This is a genomic window from Pseudonocardia sp. MH-G8, from assembly GCF_002262885.1.
Classification (GTDB): domain Bacteria; phylum Actinomycetota; class Actinomycetes; order Mycobacteriales; family Pseudonocardiaceae; genus Pseudonocardia.
The window spans coordinates 39,997-55,054 of the sequence record NZ_NKYF01000006.1 but is presented as its reverse complement, the minus strand read 5'-3'; the positions used below and the strand labels follow the sequence as shown (position 1 = coordinate 55,054).

The 15,058-nt window shown below is 75.7% G+C and carries 13 protein-coding genes and 1 pseudogene; 13 read left to right on the top strand and 1 reads right to left on the bottom strand.

The window, feature by feature from the left end:
* The first annotated feature begins 9 nt into the window (after positions 1–9).
* From CFP66_RS16365 to CFP66_RS49200, 6 genes and pseudogenes are all read left to right on the top strand, one after another.
* Positions 10–1,527 (top strand): cobyric acid synthase, encoded by a 1,518-nt coding sequence (locus CFP66_RS16365; protein WP_094924937.1) that lies wholly within the window; start codon positions 10–12, stop codon positions 1,525–1,527.
* Positions 1,524–3,563: a putative cobaltochelatase gene (locus CFP66_RS16360; protein WP_094924935.1), complete on the top strand. Its 2,040-nt coding sequence runs from the start codon at positions 1,524–1,526 to the stop codon at positions 3,561–3,563. Before CFP66_RS16365 ends, CFP66_RS16360 begins: the two co-directional genes overlap by 4 nt.
* 11 nt (positions 3,564–3,574) lie before the next feature.
* Positions 3,575–4,189: a cob(I)yrinic acid a,c-diamide adenosyltransferase gene (gene cobO / locus CFP66_RS16355; RefSeq protein WP_094924933.1), complete on the top strand. Its 615-nt coding sequence runs from the start codon at positions 3,575–3,577 to the stop codon at positions 4,187–4,189.
* A 32-nt stretch (positions 4,190–4,221) separates the two neighbouring features.
* A complete protein-coding gene (locus CFP66_RS16350; RefSeq protein ID WP_094924931.1) occupies positions 4,222–5,190 on the top strand; it encodes an aldo/keto reductase in 969 nt (322 codons plus the stop codon).
* Positions 5,191–5,316: 126 nt separating this feature from the next.
* The gene (locus CFP66_RS16345) at positions 5,317–6,672 is read left to right on the top strand and encodes a cobyrinate a,c-diamide synthase (protein ID WP_198961491.1); all 1,356 of its coding nucleotides are present in this window, start codon (positions 5,317–5,319) and stop codon (positions 6,670–6,672) included.
* Positions 6,673–6,741: 69 nt separating this feature from the next.
* Positions 6,742–7,446, top strand: a pseudogene (locus CFP66_RS49200) (patatin-like phospholipase family protein); the annotation flags it as partial.
* Positions 7,447–7,648: 202 nt separating this feature from the next.
* Here CFP66_RS49200 and CFP66_RS49195 read toward each other — a convergent pair.
* The gene (locus CFP66_RS49195; RefSeq protein WP_094924927.1) at positions 7,649–8,980 is read right to left on the bottom strand and encodes an FAD-dependent monooxygenase; all 1,332 of its coding nucleotides are present in this window, start codon (positions 8,978–8,980) and stop codon (positions 7,649–7,651) included.
* Between the two features lie 118 nt (positions 8,981–9,098).
* Between CFP66_RS49195 and CFP66_RS16330 the strand changes: the two genes are divergently transcribed.
* From CFP66_RS16330 to CFP66_RS16300, 7 genes are all read left to right on the top strand, one after another.
* The gene (locus tag CFP66_RS16330) at positions 9,099–9,635 is read left to right on the top strand and encodes a TetR/AcrR family transcriptional regulator (RefSeq protein WP_094924925.1); all 537 of its coding nucleotides are present in this window, start codon (positions 9,099–9,101) and stop codon (positions 9,633–9,635) included.
* An 88-nt stretch (positions 9,636–9,723) separates the two neighbouring features.
* The gene (gene cobM, locus CFP66_RS16325) at positions 9,724–10,548 is read left to right on the top strand and encodes a precorrin-4 C(11)-methyltransferase (protein ID WP_094924923.1); all 825 of its coding nucleotides are present in this window, start codon (positions 9,724–9,726) and stop codon (positions 10,546–10,548) included.
* 62 nt (positions 10,549–10,610) lie between these two features.
* Positions 10,611–11,804 (top strand): precorrin-6y C5,15-methyltransferase (decarboxylating) subunit CbiE, encoded by a 1,194-nt coding sequence (gene cbiE, locus CFP66_RS16320; RefSeq protein WP_198961490.1) that lies wholly within the window; start codon positions 10,611–10,613, stop codon positions 11,802–11,804.
* The gene (gene cobJ, locus CFP66_RS16315) at positions 11,801–13,522 is read left to right on the top strand and encodes a precorrin-3B C(17)-methyltransferase (protein ID WP_094925513.1); all 1,722 of its coding nucleotides are present in this window, start codon (positions 11,801–11,803) and stop codon (positions 13,520–13,522) included. The genes cbiE and cobJ overlap by 4 nt, the downstream gene beginning before the upstream one ends.
* Positions 13,523–13,641: 119 nt before the next feature.
* Entirely contained in the window at positions 13,642–14,058 is a 417-nt protein-coding gene (locus CFP66_RS16310; protein WP_094925511.1) for a DUF6069 family protein, read from the top strand.
* Positions 14,059–14,093: 35 nt separating this feature from the next.
* Positions 14,094–14,678 carry a dihydrofolate reductase family protein gene (locus tag CFP66_RS16305; RefSeq protein ID WP_094924918.1) on the top strand — a complete coding sequence of 195 codons (585 nt, stop codon included), beginning with the start codon at positions 14,094–14,096 and terminating at the stop codon, positions 14,676–14,678.
* Between the two features lie 20 nt (positions 14,679–14,698).
* A complete protein-coding gene (locus tag CFP66_RS16300; protein ID WP_094925509.1) occupies positions 14,699–15,052 on the top strand; it encodes a YciI family protein in 354 nt (117 codons plus the stop codon).
* The last annotated feature ends 6 nt before the right edge of the window (positions 15,053–15,058 follow it).

Genomic DNA, 15,058 nt, shown 5'->3' with positions numbered 1-15,058 from the left:
ACTGGCGGCGTGCGGGGCGCGGTGCTGGTGGCGGGTACGACGTCGGACGCGGGCAAGAGCGCCGTGGTCACGGGGATCTGCCGGCTGCTCGCGCGCCGCGGTGTCGCGGTGGCGCCGTTCAAGGCGCAGAACATGTCCAACAACTCGGTGGTGACCCCCGACGGCGGCGAGATCGGGCGCGCGCAGGCGGTGCAGGCGCTGGCGTGCGGGCTGGAACCGAGCGTCGCGTTCAACCCCGTGCTGCTCAAACCGGGGAGCGATCGCAGCTCCCAGGTCGTGGTGCGCGGGCGGGTGGACGGCACCGTGAGCGCCCGGTCCTACCAGGAGCGCAAGAAGGCGTTGCTCGACGTCGTGACGGGCAGCCTCGCGGAGCTGCGGGCCCGCTACGACGTCGTGGTCTGCGAGGGCGCGGGCTCGCCGGCCGAGATCAACCTGCGGGCCTCCGACATCGCCAACATGGGGCTCGCGCAGGCCGCCGACCTGCCGGTGCTGGTGGTCGGCGACATCGACCGCGGAGGTGTGCTCGCCCACCTCTTCGGCACCCTCGCCGTGCTGGACCCGGCCGACCAGGCGCGGATCGCCGGGTTCGTGGTCAACAAGTTCCGCGGCGACCCCGCCCTGCTCGCCCCGGGCCTCGACCAGCTCGCCGCGCTCACCGGCCGCCCCACCCTGGGCGTGCTGCCCTGGGAGGAGCGGCTGTGGTTGGACGCGGAGGACTCGCTCTCGGCCGTGGCCGACGGGGTGCTCGGCCGTCCCGCACCCCCGCACGGCGGGCAGTGGCTGCGGGTGGCGGTGGTGCGGCTGCCGCGGATCTCCAACGCCACCGACGCCGAGGCGCTCGCGGTCGAGCCGGGTGTGGCCGTCCGGTACGTGACCGAGCCGTCCCGGCTGGCCGATTCCGACCTCGTGGTGCTGCCCGGTTCCAAGTCCACCGTGAGCGACCTCGCCTGGCTGCGCCGTACCGGGCTCGCCGACGCGGTGCTCGCGCACGCCCGCGCCGGCCGTCCGGTGCTGGGGATCTGCGGTGGCTACCAGATGCTCGGACGGCGGATCCTCGATCCGCACCGCGTCGAGGGCGGCGACGCCGAGGGCCTGGGCCTGCTCGACCTGGAGGTCGCGTTCGACGTCGACAAGCACCTCGGCAACCCCACGGGCACGGCCTGGGGCGAGCCCGTGCGCGGCTACGAGATCCACCACGGCCGGGTCGTGCACACCGGTGACCCGCAGCTGCTCGACGGCGAGGGGTCCGATTCCGGCGCCGTCCTCGGCACGCACTGGCACGGGCTGCTGGAGAACGACGGGTTCCGCCGCGCCCTGCTGCGCCGCGTCGCCACGCATGCCGGCCGCACGGGCTTCGTGCCGGCGCCCGACACCTGCTTCGCGGCCGAGCGCACCGCCCAGCTCGACGTGCTCGGCGACCTCGTCGAACGGCACATCGACATACGCTCACTTGAACATGTCATCAATCACGGTCCGCCCCCGGACCTCCCGACGGTGACCTCCTCTCTGGCAGGCTCCCCCCGGTGACCGCTTCGCCGTTCCCGTTCTCCGCGCTCGTCGGCCACGACGACCTGCGCCTGGCGCTGCTGCTCAACGCCGTGCACCCCGGCGTCGGCGGCGTGCTGGTGCGCGGGGAGAAGGGCACCGCGAAGTCGACGGCCGTGCGCGCGCTCGCCGCCCTGCTCCCGACCCTGGACGTGGTGCCCGGCTGCCGCTTCGGCTGCGCGCCCGACGCACCCGACGCCGCCTGCCCCGACGGGCCGCACGCCGCCGGCGCAGCGGCCGAGACCCGCCCGGCGCGGCTGGTCGAACTGCCGGTCGGCGCCACCGAGGACCGGCTCGTCGGCTCGCTGGACCTGGAGCGGGCGCTGTCCGAGGGCGTGCGCGCCTACCAGCCGGGCCTGCTCGCCGACGCGCACCGCGGCGTGCTCTACGTCGACGAGGTCAACCTCCTGCACGACCACCTCGTCGACCTGCTGCTCGACGCCGCCGCGATGGGTCGCGCGCATGTGGAGCGCGACGGGGTCTCGGTGTCGCACGCCGCCCGGTTCCTGCTGGTCGGCACGATGAACCCGGAGGAGGGCGAGCTGCGCCCGCAGCTGCTCGACCGCTTCGGCCTCGCCGTCGAGGTGCGGGCGGCGCGCGAGGTGGAGACGCGCGTGGAGGTCGTGCGGCGCCGGCTGGCGTTCGAGGCCGATCCCGACGGGTTCGTCGACCGGTGGCGCGCCGCCGAGGCCGAGACGGCCGAGCGGATCGCCGCCGCCCAGGCCCGCCTGGCCGCCGTGGTGCTCCCGGACACCGAGCTGCGCCGGATCGCCGCGGTGTGCGCCGCCTTCGACGTCGACGGGATGCGCGCCGACCTCGTGATCGCCCGCGCCGCCGTGGCCCACGCCGCCTGGCGGGGAGCCGAGGCCGTCGCGGAGGAGGACGTGCGCGTGGCCGCCCGGCTGGCGCTGCCGCACCGCCGCCGCCGCGACCCGTTCGACGAGCCCGGCATGGACGACCAGGCCCTCGACGACGCCCTGCGCGAGGCGGGGGAGCAGGAGCCCCCGGAGGGGCCGGACGACGACGGGCCCGGCGGCGGCCCCGAGGGCGGCGGCCCCGACGGTGGCGGACCCGGTGACGGGCCGGACGGCGGCGGCCCCGACGGTGGCGCCCCGGACCCCGCGACGGACACCGCAGCCGGCGGGGAGCCCTCCGCCCGCCCGGGCGGGGACGGGCGCACGCAGGCCGCGCCGCCCGCGACGGCGCCGTTCCGGGCGCGGCGGCTCGAGGTGCCCGGGGTGGGCGAGGGGGCGCCGGGCCGGCGGTCCCGGGCGCGCACCGGCGCCGGACGCGTGGTGCGGGCGTCCGGGCGCACCCCCCGACGGGCCGCGGACCTGCACCTGGCGGCCACGGTGGCCGCCGCGGCGCCGCACCAGCGCGCCCGCGGGCGCACGGGCGCCGGGCTGCGGCTGCACCCGGCCGATCTGCGCAGCGCCGAGCGCGAGGGCCGCGAGGCCAACCTCGTCCTGTTCGCCGTGGACGCCTCGGGCTCGATGGCCGCCCGGCAGCGGATGGCCGCCGTGAGCGGCGCGGTGCTGTCGCTGCTGCGCGACGCCTACCAGCGCCGCGACAAGGTCGGGCTCGTCTCCTTCCGGGCCGGCGGTGCGGAGCTGGTGCTGCCGCCGACGTCCAGCGTGCCCACGGCGCAGGCGCGGCTCGCCCAGCTGCGCACGGGCGGGCGCACACCGCTGGCCGAGGGGCTGCTGCGGGCGCGCTCGGTGCTGCGCGTCGAGCGGCTGCGCGACCCGCGCCGCCGCGCGCTGCTCGTGCTGCTCACCGACGGGCGCGCCACCGTCGCGGCCCGCCCGGGTGGCGACGCCGTGCACGACGCCTGCCGGGCCGCCGGGATGCTGGCGGCCGACGGGGTGGCCACGATCGTGGTCGACTGCGAGAGCGGGCCGGTGCGCCTGGGTCTCGCCGGCCGGGTCGCCGCCGCGGCGGGCGGCCCGGTGCTCGGGCTCGCCGAACTGTCGGCCGACCAGGTCGCGGGCGTCGTGCGCGCCGTGCGCGCCGCGTAGGAGGGACGGACATGCCGCAGGGTCAGGTCACCACGGTGCCCGACGACGGGCTCACCACCCGCCAGCGCCGCAACCGGCCGCTGGTGGTCGTGCACACCGGAGAGATGAAGGGCAAGTCGACCGCCGCGTTCGGGCTCGCGCTGCGCGGCTGGAACCAGGGCTGGTCGATCGGGGTGTTCCAGTTCGTGAAGTCGGCGAAGTGGAAGGTCGGCGAGGAGGCCGCGTTCCGCGCGCTCGGCCGCGTCCACTCCGAGACCGGCGAGGGCGGGCCCGTCGAGTGGCACAAGATGGGCGAGGGCTGGTCCTGGACCCGCAAGCACGGCACCGAGGAGGACCACGCCGCGGCCGCCGCCGAGGGCTGGGCGGAGATCCGCCGCCGCTTCGAGGCGCAGGCGCACGACGTCTACGTGCTCGACGAGTTCACCTACCCGATGAAGTGGGGCTGGGTGGACGTGCACGAGGTCGTGGAGGCGCTCGCCGCGCGCCCGGGCCGGCAGCACGTGATCATCACCGGCCGCGACGCCGCACCCGAGCTGATCGAGGCCGCGGACCTGGTGATGGAGACGACGAAGCTCAAGCACCCGATGGACGCCGGGCAGAAGGGGCAGCGCGGGATCGAGTGGTGACCGCGCAGCGGCCGGGGGAGTAGACAGGCCCCATGGAGTACACGCGACTGGGTTCCACCGGACTGCAGGTCTCCCGCATCTGCCTGGGGATGATGAGCTACGGCTCGTCGAGCTGGCGGGATTGGGTGCTCGACCTCGACGCGTCCCGGCCGCTGGTGCGCAGCGCCGTCGACGCCGGGATCATCTTCTTCGACACCGCGGACATGTACTCGCTCGGCGCGAGCGAGGAGGTCACCGGCACCCTCCTGCGCGAGTTCTTCGCCGACCGCGACGACTACGTGCTCGCCACGAAGGTCTTCAACGCGATGGGCGACGGTCCGAACGACCGCGGCCTGTCCCGCAAGCACGTCATGGCGAGCATCGACAAGTCGCTGCAGCGCCTCGGCACCGATCACGTGGACCTCTACCAGATCCACCGCTACGACCCGTACACGCCGATCGAGGAGACGATGGAGGCGTTGCACGACGTCGTGCGCGCCGGCAAGGCCCGCTACATCGGCGCGTCGAGCATGTACGCCTGGCAGTTCGCGAAGGCGCAGCACACGGCCGACCTCGGCGGCTGGACGCGGTTCGTCGCCATGCAGGACCACTACAACCTGCTCTACCGCGAGGAGGAGCGGGAGATGCACCCGCTGTGCCTCGACCAGGGCATCGGGGTGATCCCGTGGAGCCCGCTCGCCCGCGGCCGCCTGGCGCGGCTGCCGGAGGAGCGCACCACCACCCGCTCCTCGAGCGACCCGATCGCCGACCGCATGTACACCGAGTCCGACGACGCCGTCGTGCGCGCGGTCGCCGACGTCGCGAAGGCCCGCGGTCTGCCGCTCGCCCAGGTGGCGCTGGCCTGGATGCTGCACAAGGAGGCCGTCAGCGCGCCGATCATCGGGGCCACGAAGCCGGGGCACGTGGAGGACGCGGTGGCCGCCGTGGACGTCGAGCTGTCCGACGAGGAGATCGCCGCGCTCGAGGCGGCGTACGTGGCGCACCCGGTGCTCGGCCACTAGGCCGAGGACATCGGCAAGATCCGCAGTATCGGTTGTCCATTGCTGCCGTCACGACAATGAGCAACCGATACTTCGGATCTTGGTGCGCGGCGGCGACGGGCTGACGCGGCTGGGTAGCCTCGCCCTGTGACCCGCGCGCTGGTGGTGGCCGCGCCCGCCTCGGGCAGCGGCAAGACCACCGTCGCCACCGGGCTGATGGCCGCATTGCGCCGGCGGGGCACGGCGGTGGCGCCGTTCAAGGTGGGGCCGGACTACATCGACCCCGGCTACCACGCGCTCGCCGCGGGCCGCCCGGGACGCAACCTCGACCCGGTGCTCGTCGGTGTCGACCGGATCGCTCCGCTGGCCCGGTACGGGTCCGCGGGTGCGCAGGTGGCGGTCGTCGAGGGCGTGATGGGCCTGTTCGACGGCCGGTTGCCCGATGGCGCCGGGTCCACCGCGCAGGTCGCGTCCCTGCTCGGGGCACCGGTCGTGCTGGTCGTCGACTGCCGGGGGATGTCGCGCAGCCTGGCCGCGCTGCTGCACGGGTTCCGCTCGTTCGACCCGGGCCTGCGGATCGCCGGCGTCGTGCTCAACCGGGTCGGCAGCCCGCGGCACGAGGAGGTGCTGCGCGCCGCGGCCGACGAGGCCGGGCTGCCGGTGCTCGGGGCCCTTCCCCGCCGCGACGCGCTGGCGGTCCCGTCCCGGCACCTCGGGCTCATCACGGCGGCGGAGCACGGCGCCGCGGCGACCGGCGCCGTCGACGCGATGGCCGAGCTGGTGGCCGCGCACGTCGACCTGGACGCGGTGGTCGGTCTGGCGGCACCGCTGCCGGCCGGCGCCGCGTGGTCGCCCGCGGACGCCGTGGACCGGGTCCGGCCCGGCGGGACGGGGGAGCCGCCGGTGGTCGGGGTGCTGGGCGGGCCGGCGTTCACGTTCGGCTACGCCGAGCACGTCGAGCTGCTGGCCGCCGCGGGGGCGCGGCCGGTGACCGTCGACCCGCTGCGCGACGAGGGCCTCCCGCCCGGCACGGCGGCACTGGTGCTCCCCGGCGGCTTCCCCGAGGAGCACGTCGTGGGGCTCGCGGCGAACACGCCGCTACTCGCAGCGGTGCGCGCGCTGGCGGCATCGGGCGCGCCGGTGCACGCCGAGTGCGGCGGGTTGCTGTACCTGTGCGACACGCTCGACGGCGCGCCGATGGCCGCGGTGCTGCCGGCGACGGCCACCCGCGCCGAACACCTCACGCTGGGCTACCGCGACGCCGTCGCTCTCGGTGACTCCCCTCTGTTCCCGCAGGGCACGCGGGTGGCCGGGCACGAGTTCCACCGCTGGTCGGTCACTCCCCGTGCCGGCGCCGCCGCCGCGTGGGGTTGGCGGGGGTCGGACCCGGAGGGCTTCGTCGCCGGTGGCGTGCACGCGTCGTTCCTGCACACGCACCCTGCGGGGCGCCCGGAGGCGGTCGGGCGGTTCGTCGCCGCCGCGACGGGCGCGGCGCGTCCCTGATCAGAGGATCCCGCGCGACCGCTCCTGCTTGCTACCGTTCGGTAACCGACGCTCACCGGGGAGGTCGTCGTGCCGGACGTGCTCACACCTCGGTCCCGCTCCCGCCGGCGCCGTACGCCTCGCGTGGGCCTCGTGCTCGGCGCCGGTGGACTGCTCGGGTCCGCCTGGACGGCCGGCGCCCTCGCCGTCCTCGCCGAACGCCTCGGCCGTCCTCCGGGCGAGCTCGACCTCGTGCTCGGCACCAGCGCGGGCGCGGTACTCGGGGCGGCGCTGCGGTGCGGCATGGACGTCCCCGAGCTGCTGGCCCACCAGCGCGGCGACGACCCCGCCGACGTCCAGGACCGCAGGCCCGACGACCTGCCGCAGCTGCGCGACATCGAATGGGAGTCCGGCGACGGGTGGCCGCCGGTGCCGCTGCCGCTGCTCGGCTCGCCCCGGCTGCTGGCGGCCGCCGCCGTGGCGCCGAGGCGGATGAACCCGGTGGTGGCCGCCTCGGGTCTGCTGCCGCGCGGACGGGCCCGGATGTCCTCCCTCGTGCAGATGGTGGACGTCCTGCAGACCCGCGGCGGCACGAGCGTCGACGGCTGGGTCGCGGGCCCGCCGCTGTGGGTCGTGGCCGTCGACTACGACTCCGGTCGCCGGGTGGTGTTCGGGCGGCCGGGTGCCCCCGCGGCCTCGGTGGCCGATGCGGTGCTGGCGTCCTGCTCGATCCCCGGCTGGTTCGCGCCGCACGTGATCGGGGGACACCGCTACATCGACGGCGCGGTCGCCTCGGCCACCTCGGTGGCATTGCTGGCCCGACCCGGTGCCCCGGTGCTGGACGAGGTGTACGTCCTCGCCCCGATGGCCAGCCACGCCTACGACCGGCCGGTCGACCCCCTCGCCGTCGTGGAGCGCCGGGTGCGCCGGCTGCTCACCCGCTGGCTCGACGCCGAGGTGCGCGCGGTGCGCGCGGGGGGCGCCCGCGTCACCGTGCTCACCCCTGGTCCCGTGGACCTCCGGGCGATGGGCGGGAACCTGATGAACCCGCGCCGTCGCGCGCAGGTGCTCGACACGGCCCTGCGGACGTCGGCGACGGCGCTGGACGAGGCGGCGTGAGCCCGACCGGGACCGGGTCGAGCGAGAACGACTGCGCCGCCGCGTCGATCCGCCCCGACAGCACGCGCTTGAGCGGTCCGAGGTGGGGGAGTGCGGCGAGGACGCGGTCGCGCAGCCAGAGCGCGGTGCGCGTGGCCGGGATCAGCGTGGCGCCACCGGAGCGGGCGAGGTCCTGGTTGCGCTCGACGAACGGGCGCAGCGCCTGCTCGTAGGACTCGAACGCCACGGCCGGGTCGCCGCCCGCCCGGGCGAGCTCTGCGGCCAGCACGTACGCCCCGATCAGGGCGAGGCTGGTGCCCTGGCCCGAGAGCAGCGCCGGGGCGTACGCGGCGTCGCCGACGAGGGCGACCGGCCCGCTGCTCCAGCGCGGCATCCGGATCTGGCTGACCGTGTCGAAGAAGAAGTCCTCGGCCGTGCGCATGCCGTCGAGCAGCCGGGGCACCTCCCAGCCGGCGTCCGCGAACGCGGCAGCCACGACGTCGCGCTGCCCGTCGGCGTCGCCGGGGTCGACGGTGAACGCCGGAGGGGTCGCGAAGGCCAGCAGGCCGATGAGTCCGGGCTGCCCGCGCAGGGCGTAGTACCCGGCCATCCGCCCCGGTGCGTTGTGCACGATCGCCTCGCGCTCGACCCGCGCGGTGTCCCCGGTGCGCTCCAGGCCGAACCCGGCGAACGCGAAGCCGAGGTCGCGGCGGAAGTCGGTCTCGGCGCCGAAGGCGAGCCTGCGCACCGTCGAGTGCAGGCCGTCGGCGCCGACGACGAGGTCCACCGTTCGCGCGGGGCCATGGCGGAAGGTGACGCGTACCCCGTCGGACCGCTGGTCGAGTGCGGTGATCGAGTCGTCGAAGACGTACTCGACGTCGGCGCGCGTGTGCTCGTACAGCAGCCGGGCCAGCTCGCCGCGCGGGAGCTCGACGTCGCGGCCGCTGGGGCTGCCGGTGAACTCCTCGGGAGTGATCCGGGCGATCACCTTCCCCCGGGAGTTCACGAACGACGTGCCCCGGGTGTCGACGTGCGCGTCCCGCAGCGCGGGCAGCAGCCCCATGCGGTCCACGACCTCGATCGCCGACGCGCGCACGTCGATGGGGTAGCCGCCACCCCGTACGGTCGATGCCCGTTCCACGACCACGGCCCGGAAGCCGTGGTGGTGCAGCCAGTACGCGAGCGCGGGTCCGGCGATGCTGGCACCGGAGATCAGGGCCGTGCGGGTCATGGTGTCCCTCCCAGTTGTTTACCTGCCGTACGGTAAGCAGCTGGCTGACCGGCTGGCAAGTAGATAACCGGGCGACAGGCAGGCAGCTAGGCTCCGGGCAACCGGAGGAGGGAGCGCCGTGCCGCGCCGCAGCACCGACACGCGGGAGGAGATCCGCGCCGTCGCGAGGGAGCTGTTCGCCGCGAACGGGTTCGAGCAGACGAGCTTGCGCCAGATCGCCGAGCGGCTCGACATCACCAAGGCGGCGCTGTACTACCACTTCCCGTCCAAGGACGACCTGCTGGCCGACCTCGCCCAACCCATGATCGAGGATCTCGACGCCTTCCTCGCCGACGTCGCGGACGCCGGCACGGGTGACGCGCGCGACGTGCTCGAGCGCTACCTCGCGCTGTGCCACCGGAACCGGTCCTTGCTGCAGGGCATGCTGCGCGACCCCGCGGCGCTCGCGCGGCTGGACGTGCTCACCGCGCTGCTCTACCGGCGCCTGGAGGTCGACCGGGCACTGGTCGGCAGCGACCGCCCCGCCGACCGCGTCCGCGCGATCATCGCGTTCGGCGGACTGCAGGACTGCGTGGTCCTGATGGGCGACGAGCCCCTGGCGAACTACGGCGACGCGGCGCTCGCCGCCGCGTTGCGGGCACTGCAGCGCCCGTGACGGCCCGGCCGTGCCCGCGACGTGCGCAACGTCGCAGTCCGCTCGGCTGGATGGACGCGGCAGCCGTGCGCGGCACAGACTGACCGGCGTGGAGCGCGGGAAGGTGTCGTTCATCGGGGCAGGGCCGGGTGCGGCCGACCTCATCACGCTGCGCGGCGCACGGCGGATCGCCGAGGCCGACGTGGTGGTCTGGGCGGCGAGCCTGGTGGCGCCGGAGTGCGTCACGGAGCACGCGAGGCCCGGCGCCGAACTGGTCGACTCCTCCCAGATCGCGCACGAGGACGTCCTCGCCCTCTACCGGCGCGCCGCCGACGAGGGCCTGCGGATCGCGCGCGTGCACTCCGGCGACCCGTCGCTGTGGGGCGCGGTCCAGGAGCAGTACGACGCGGCCGAGGAGATCGGGCTCGACGTGGAGATCGTGCCCGGGGTGTCGGCGTTCGGTGCGGCGGCGGCCGTCGCGGGCCGCGAGCTGACCATCCCCGAGGTCGCGCAGTCGGTGGTGCTCACCCGCCTGGAGGGCGGCAAGACCCCGATGCCGCCGGGGGAGAAGCTGCGCGAGTTCGCCCGGCACGGCACCACGATGGCGATCTTCCTGTCCGCGGCGCGTTCGGCGCAGATGGTCGCCGAGCTGCGCGCGGGCGGCTACGCCGAGGACATTCCCGTGGTCGTGGCCTACCGCACGAGCTGGCCCGACGAGCTGACGCTGCGCTGCCGGCTCGACGAGGTCGAGGCGGTCTGCAAGCGGCACAAGCTGTGGCGGCACACGCTCTTCCTCGTCGGCCCCGCCCTGGGCGCGAGCGGCACCCGCAGCCACCTCTACCACCCCGGGCACTTCCACACGTTCCGCAAGCCGGACAAGGCGGCCCGCCAGGCCCTGCGCGCGGCCCGCGCGGCGTCCCGCCCGGCCCCGTGACCCGCACCCCCGAGCAACGAACGGCACTCTCGTCGGTACCTAGTCGACGAGAGTGCCGTTCGTTGCCGGACGGGGCGAACCTCACGGTGATCGGGATCGATGGCGGCGACCTCCCGCCGGGTGCCGACCTCGCCCTCGCGGCCGCCGAGGTCGTGCTCGGGGGCGCGCGACACCTCCGCTCCGTTCCCGTGCCGCCCTCGGCCGCGTGCGTGGAGCTGGGGCCGGTCGAGCCCGCCCTGGAACGGTTGGTCGGGCGCCGCGGTGTCGTCCTGGCCAGCGGCGACCCCGGCTTCTTCGGCATCGTGCGGCTGCTGCGCGAGCGCGGGCACGAGCCCGTCGTGCTGCCGGCGCGCTCCAGCGTGCAGCTCCTGTTCGCCCGGCTGGGGCGCTCCTGGGACGACGTCGCCGTCGTCAGCGCGCACGGGCGCGCGCTCGGCCCCGCCGTCAACGTCTGCCGCGCGCGGCCGGCCGTCGCGGTGCTCACCGCGCCGGGAGCGGGGCCCGCGGAGATCGGCGCCGCGCTGGCGGGCTGGCCGCGCACGCTCGTCGTCGCCGAGGACCTGGGTGGTCCGGACGAGCGGCTCACGACGCTGCCCGCCGCCGAGGCGGCCGCGCGCGACTGGCACCCGCTCACCGTCGTGCTGAGCCTGCGTGACCCCGACGCCGTGCCCGGCCGCGGCTGGCACGCGGGCGGCGAGCCCGTCCCACCCGGCGCCGGGTGGGCGCTGCCCGACGACGCGTTCGGGCACCGTGCCGGCATGGTCACGAAAGCGGAGGTCCGCGCGCTGGTGCTGGCCCGGCTCGCGCCGCGGCCGGGATCGCTCGTGTGGGACGTGGGTGCGGGCTCCGGGTCGGTCGCGGTCGAGTGCGCCCGGCTGGGGGCCGCCGCGCTCGCCGTCGAGCGGCGGGCCGACGACGCCGCGCGGATCGCGGCCAACGCCGCCGCGCACGGCGTCGACGTCCGGGTCGTCGAGGGCGAGGCACCGGCCGCGCTCGCCGGCCTGCCGCGCCCGGAGGCGGTGTTCGTCGGGGGCGGCGGCCCGGAGGTGGTCGCGGCCGCAAGCGGCGCCGACCGCGTCGTCGTGGCGCTCGCGGCTCTGGACCGGATCGCCCCCACCCGCGCCGCGCTGCGGGACGCCGGCCTGGCCGTGGACGGGGTGCAGCTCGCGGCGTCCCGGTTCGCCGACCTGCCCGACGGGAGCGTCCGGCTCGCCGCCACCAACCCGATCACGATCCTGTGGGGGACCCGTCCATGATCGCCCTGTTCGCCGTCACCGACGCCGGGCACCGTGCCGCCGCCGAGGTGGCGCCCGCGCTCGGGGCGGACGTGCACCCGCTCGACGCGCTGTCCGCGCTGTGGCCGCGCCTCGACGGCGCGGTGTTCTTCCTGGCCACCGGCGCCACCGTGCGGCTGGTCGCGCCGCTGCTGGGCGACAAGCGCACCGACCCCGGCGTCGTCTGCGTCGACGAGGCCCGCCGATTCGCCGTGGCGCTCACCGGCGGGCACGAGGGCGGTGCGAACACCCTGGCCGATCGCGTCGGCGCGCTGCTCGGCGCGCAGCCGGTGGTCACGACGGCTTCCGACGCAGCCGGCAGCACCGGCATGGACGAGCTGGCCGCCGCCCTGGACGCGGTGGTCGACGGCGACGCGGCCGCGGCCGGCCGGGCCCTGCTGGACGGCACGGCGGCGATCGAGAACGAGGCGGGCGCGCCGCTGCCACCCCTGCCCCCGCGTCAGCAAACCCACTCTGCCGAAGCCCAGCGTCAGCAAAGTGGCTTTGCTGACATCCGGGAGCACCAGCGGATCGTCGTCACCGACCGCCTCCGGACCGCCGGCGGAGGCGTCACCCGGGTCGTGCCGCGCACGCTCGTCGTCGGGATCGGGTCGGCGCGGGGCGTTCCCGCGGAGGCCGTCGCCGCGACGCTGCGGCGGATCGAGACCGAGCACGGGTACGACCTGCGCGCCGTCCGCGCCTACGCGAGCGTCGACCTCAAGGCCGACGAGGCCGGGATCCTCGCCGCCATCGCCCCCGCCGAGCTGCGGACCTACCCGGCGCAGGCGCTCTCCGGCATCGAGGTGCCGAACCCGAGCGAGGTGGTGCGCGCCGAGGTCGGCACGGCGAGCGTGGCCGAGGCCGCCGCCCTGCACGCCGCCGCCGAGCTGGGCGCGGGTGCGCCCGTCGAGCTGGTGGTCGAGAAGACCAAGGGCGAGAACGTCACGGTCGCGGCCGCGCGCATCCGCCCCCGCGGCCGGCTGGCGATCGTCGGGCTCGGGCCGGGTGCCGCCGACCTGCGGGCGCCGCGCGCCGAGGCCGAGCTGCGCCGCGCGTCGGTCGTCGTCGGGCTCGACCAGTACGTCGAGCAGGTCCGCCACCTGCTCCGACCCGGCACCGAGGTGCACGCGAGCGGCCTCGGCGACGAGGAGCAGCGCGCCGCCGACGCCGTCGCGCTTGCCGCGAAGGGCCGCGCCGTCGCGCTGATCGGCTCCGGCGACGCCGGCGTCTACGCGATGGCGAGCCCCGCGCTGCAGCAGGCCGGGGCGGACATCGAGGTCGTCGGCGTCCCCGGCGTCACGGCCGCGCTCGCCGCCGCCGCGCTGCTCGGCGCCCCGCTCGGGCACGACCACGTGCTGATCTCGCTGTCGGACCTGCACACCCCGTGGCCGGTGATCGAGCGGCGCGTCGCCGCGGCCGCGGAAGCCGATCTCGTCACCTGCTTCTACAACCCGCGCAGCAGGGACCGGCACTGGCAGCTCGGCGCCGCCCTGGAGGCGTTCCGCGCGCACCGCCCGCCGTCCACGCCGGTCGGGGCCGTGCGGCAGGCGAGCCGCACCGGCCAGCGGGTCTGGACCGCGCCGCTGTCGGAGTTCGATCCGGCGGAGGTCGACATGCTGACGACCGTGGTCGTCGGGTCGTCGGCCACGCGGATGGTGGGCGGGAGGATGGTCACACCGCGCGGCTACCGCTGGAGCTGAGCGGCCCCGAAAAGAATCTCGGGGGATTCGCATCGCGGTGTCGAATCCCGGTGGCCGCGTTCGTGGCCATGGTGAGGGACCGGCATCCGCGCCGGTCTCCGCACCCACCGGAGGTCACCGTGACCTGCACCGCCCCGCTCGCCGCCCCCGCCCGCACCGCCCCGGCCGTCGGTTCGCTGCTGCTGGCCGGCTCGGCCGCCACGGTCGCCGCGGCGGCCGCCACCGCGCTCGTGGCCGTCGCAGGCCAGGCGGCCGGCATCAGCACGGCCGTCTCGGGCGCGTCGATCCCGCCGTCCGGGTTCGCCGTCCTGACGGTGATCTTCTCCGTCCTCGGCCTGGGGATCGCCGCGCTGCTGCGCCGGTTCGCCCGCAGCCCGCGCGTCGCGTGGGTCCGCACCACCGTCGCGCTGACCGTGCTGTCCTTCGTGCCGGACCTGCTCGCGGACGCCACCGTCGCCACGAAGGTGTTCCTGATGGTGACCCACGTCGTGGCGGCGGCCATCGTGATCCCCGCCGTCGCCCGCCGACTGTCCTGACCGACCACCGCCGACCGCACGCGAGGAGAGACATCATGACCGCCACGTACACCTTCGACGTCTTCAGCAGCCTCGACGGCTACGGCTCCTACGGGGGCGACGGCGACTGGGGCGGCTACTGGGGCAAGCAGGGCCCCGAGCTGCTCGACCACCGCCTCGCCTCGTTCGGGACGGAGCAGCGGATGGTCCTCGGGGCCACCACGTTCCGCCAGTTCGTGCAGATGCTGGCCGAGAGCACCGAGGGGGACGACGTGCGCGACCCGTGGGTCACCCGGATGCGGAGCATGCCCGCCACGGTGGTGTCGTCCACCCTGGACGGCCCCCAGGACTGGCCGGACGTGACCGTCGAGCGCGGTGACGCCGTCGACGTCGTCGCCCGGCTCAAGGAGGAGTCGGAGGCGCCGTTGCGCTCCCACGGCAGCCTGTCGCTCAACTGGGCGCTGATGGCCGCCGGCCTGGTCGACCGCGTGCAGGTGACCCTCTTCCCCGTGATCACCGGCCGGACCGGGGCGGACCCGGTCTTCGGGGGCGCGGGAGACTTCGACCTCGAGCTGCTCGAGCACCGCACGCTCGACGGCGACATCCAGGAGCTCGTGTACCGGCCCACCCTGCACGGCTGATCATGTCGGAGGAGCTCGCCATGACGAGGTACCTGCTCGCCGTCCAGTACGACGAGAGCGCGCCGGAGACCGACGAGGAACGCCGGGAGCAGATGGCCCGCACGGCTCGGGTCACCGCCGAGATGCAGGCCGCCGTCCCGTGGGTGTTCGTCGGCGGGTTGCTGCCCTCGCACGCCACCACCGTCGTGCGGCCCGCGGGCGGCACGACCACGATGACCGACGGCCCGTTCGCCGAGACCAAGGAGCAGCTCGGCGGGTTCTGGGTGATCGAGTGCGACGACCTCGACCAGGCGCTGGCCTGGGCCGGGAAGTGCGTGCTGGCCTGCGGGTCCCCGATCGAGGTTCGCCCGTTCGAAGACGCGCAGTGGACGTGAGCGCGG